Source organism: Arthrobacter sp. Y3221157 (genome assembly GCF_059089865.1).
In genome coordinates, this window is record NZ_JBNHFD010000167.1 from 1 (window position 1) to 3,053 (window position 3,053).

The window sequence follows — 3,053 nt, forward strand, 5'->3', positions numbered from 1 at the left end:
CCTGGGGAGTCGAGCTAGCCCAGCGGCTGCTGCGCGGCCAGCGGTTACTCGCGGCCGGCAACGGCGGGTCCGCGGCCGAGGCGCAGCACCTCACCGCCGAACTGGTGGGCAGGTTCGACGGCGAACGCGTCCCGTTCTCCGCCATCTCCCTGCACGCTGAATCCTCCGCGGTCACGGCCATCGCCAACGACTACGGCTATGACGAGGTGTTCGCCCGCCAGGTCCGGGCGCATGCCCGTTCCGGCGATGTGCTGATGCTGCTGTCCACCAGCGGCAAGAGCCCCAACCTGCTGCGCGCCGCGGAGGCGGCAGCACGGCTCAACGTGACCACCTGGGCGCTGACCGGAGCAGGACCCAACCCGCTGGCCGACGCCTGCGACGAGGCCGTGATGATAGACGCCCTCAACGCCAATGCGCAGGAAGGGCACCTGATCGCGCTGCACGCCGTGTGCCGGGCCTTCGACCTTGAGGTGGCCCGCCGCAGCCCCACGGTGGGAGGTGGCCGGCCATGAGGATCGTGGTGGTGGGGGACGTCATGCTGGACGTTGACCTCTCAGGTGAGGCGACCCGCCTCAGCCCGGACGCACCGGTTCCCGTGGTGGATGTCTCGGGCATCCGCCGTCGTGCCGGAGGCGCCGGGCTGGTGGCCCGGATGCTGGCCGAGGACGGCTGGCCCGTGACCCTGGTGACGGTCCTAGGCGACGACGACGCCGGGCGGCAGCTGAAGGAGCACCTCGCCGGAGTGCGGCTCGTGGCGGGCCCCAGCGGCTACCCCTCGCCGGTGAAAACCCGGGTGCGGGCAGGCTCGCATCCCCTGGTGCGCTTCGACCAGGGGTGCGAAAAGACCCCCGTACCCGACGTCAACCCCGCCATGCTCAGCGCCGTTGAACAGGCGGGCGTGATCATCGTCGCCGACTACGGGAGGGGAGTGGCCGCTAATCCCCGGCTCCGCGAACTCCTTACCCGGTTGGCCCCGAACGTGCCCGTCATCTGGGATCCCCATCCGTCCGGTCCGGACCCGGTGCCCGGTGTGGCCGTGGCCACGCCCAACCTGTCCGAAGCGGTCAGGGCCGCCCAGGCCCTGGCGCACAAAGGCCCGCAGCCCGCCAAGGACAATGCGGCAGCCGGCGGTGAAGAGGACGGGTCCGGGGACCAGGCCGCAACGGCCGGCCGCATCCTGCTGGACCACTGGCAGAGCAACGCGGTGCTGGTCACCCGGGGCGAGCAGGGCGCCGTCCTGCTGCGCCGCGATGGCCAGAATCCGCTCCAGGTGCCTGCTCCGAGGGTGGAAGCGGGTGATCCGTGCGGGGCGGGGGACCGGCTGGCAGCGGGCCTGGCTGTGCACCTGCTGGCCGGAAGGACCCTGGAGGAGGCTGCCGGCCTGGCGGTGCACGACGCTGCCGATTTCCTCGCTGCCGGCGGAGTAGCGGCTCTTCCGGACCGCACCACCGGTCCTGCCGCGCCGGAGGAGGATACAGGCGTGGCCGCGTCGGACCCGCCGGCACGGTCCCTCAAAGCGAAGCGCCGCCCCACCGAACCGCTGCTGCTGGCCAGGACGGTCCGGCAGAACGGCGGGACCGTGGTGGCCACCGGCGGCTGCTTCGACCTGCTGCACGCAGGCCACGTCCGTTCCCTCGCCGCGGCACGCGAGCTGGGGGACTGCCTTATCGTCTGCCTGAACTCGGATGACTCGGTACGGAGGCTCAAGGGCCCGGAACGTCCCATCATCGGCCAGCACGACAGGGCCGAGCTGCTGCTCGCCATGGAGTGCGTGGACGCCGTGCTGGTCTTCGACGAGGACACCCCGGAGGCCGCCCTGGAGCGGCTGCGCCCGGACATCTGGGTCAAGGGCGGCGACTACAAGGGCGCCCGGCTCCCGGAATCAGACCTGGTGGAAAGCTGGGGCGGCCGCTGCCTCACGGTTCCCTACCACCCGGCGCGTTCCACCACGGGACTCGCCAACGCGCTCGCCAAGGTGGGCTGACCGGCACTGGCAGCGCAGCACGACATCGTATTTCCCATTGAAAGGAACACCATGACCGCAGAATCGCATGCACCCGGCCGCGTCCTCGTTACCGGAGGGGCCTCCGGACTGGGCGCCGCCGTCGTCGAGGCCGTCCTCAACGCGGGTGGCACCCCGGTGGTGCTGGACCGCGACATCAGCAACGTCTCCGGCGTGAAGGCCTTCGAAGTGGACGTCGCCGACCGCCTGGCGGTGGAGGCCGCGGTGCGCGAAGCCGCCGAGACGGTGGGCGGGCTGGACGCGGTGGTCACCGCAGCCGGGATCGACCGCTGCGGCAAGCTGGCCGACGTCGAAGCCACGGAATGGGAAAAGGTTATCGGGGTGAACCTGATGGGGACCGTGTCCGTGGTCCGGGCCGCGCTGCCGTACCTCAAGTCCACCCATGGCCGGGTAGTCACGGTCGCCTCCACGCTTGGCAAGCGCGCTGTAGCTGACGCAACGGCCTACTGCGCCTCCAAGTTCGGAGTGGTGGGCTTCAGCCACGCGCTCGCCGCCGAGACCGGCGGGGAAATCGGGGTCACCACCATGATCCCGGGCGGGATGAAGACCCGCTTCTTCGACGACCGCACGGAGCAGTACAAGCCGCAGGACGATTCGCGGCTCAACGATCCGGCGAACGTGGCCCAGGCCATCCTGTTCGCGCTGTCCCAGCCGAAGGGCTGCGAAGTCCGCGAGATGCTGGTCTGCCACGAGGAGGAGGGCTCCTGGCCCTAAACCCTAGACCGGCCCTGCATGAACCGACGGGAGGAACCCCATGCCTACAACTGCCACCGAAACCACCATCAGCCAGGACACCGCCAGCGGACCCGGCATCACCATCCGGAATCCGCGCACGGGTGACATCCTGTGGACGGTGCCCGAAGCCGAACCAGGTGCAGTGGAGCATGCCGTGGAAGTGGCACGCAGCGCCACCGGGGGATGGGCAGCCACGGCTGCCCGAACGTCTCCACTTCGCAGGCTGTGGCGCAGTTCGACGGCGGACAGTTCGTGGAGCTCAGCCACTGTGCCGGGGCCCGGTGCGCTGGTTGGT

3 protein-coding genes and 1 pseudogene are annotated in these 3,053 nt (G+C 70.4%); all 4 read left to right on the top strand.

Going from position 1 to position 3,053, the window contains the following annotated elements:
• Window positions 1–512, top strand: a 512-nt coding sequence (locus AC5RTT_RS20255) for a D-sedoheptulose-7-phosphate isomerase (RefSeq protein WP_494146663.1), incomplete at its 5' end; no start/stop codon positions are given.
• A complete protein-coding gene (locus tag AC5RTT_RS20260) occupies window positions 509–1,984 on the top strand; it encodes a PfkB family carbohydrate kinase (protein ID WP_494146664.1) in 1,476 nt (491 codons plus the stop codon). The genes AC5RTT_RS20255 and AC5RTT_RS20260, both read left to right, overlap by 4 nt.
• 51 nt (window positions 1,985–2,035) lie before the next feature.
• Window positions 2,036–2,737: an SDR family oxidoreductase gene (locus AC5RTT_RS20265; protein ID WP_494052187.1), complete on the top strand. Its 702-nt coding sequence runs from the start codon at window positions 2,036–2,038 to the stop codon at window positions 2,735–2,737.
• A 40-nt stretch (window positions 2,738–2,777) separates the two neighbouring features.
• A pseudogene (locus AC5RTT_RS20270) lies at window positions 2,778–3,053 on the top strand (hypothetical protein); the annotation flags it as partial.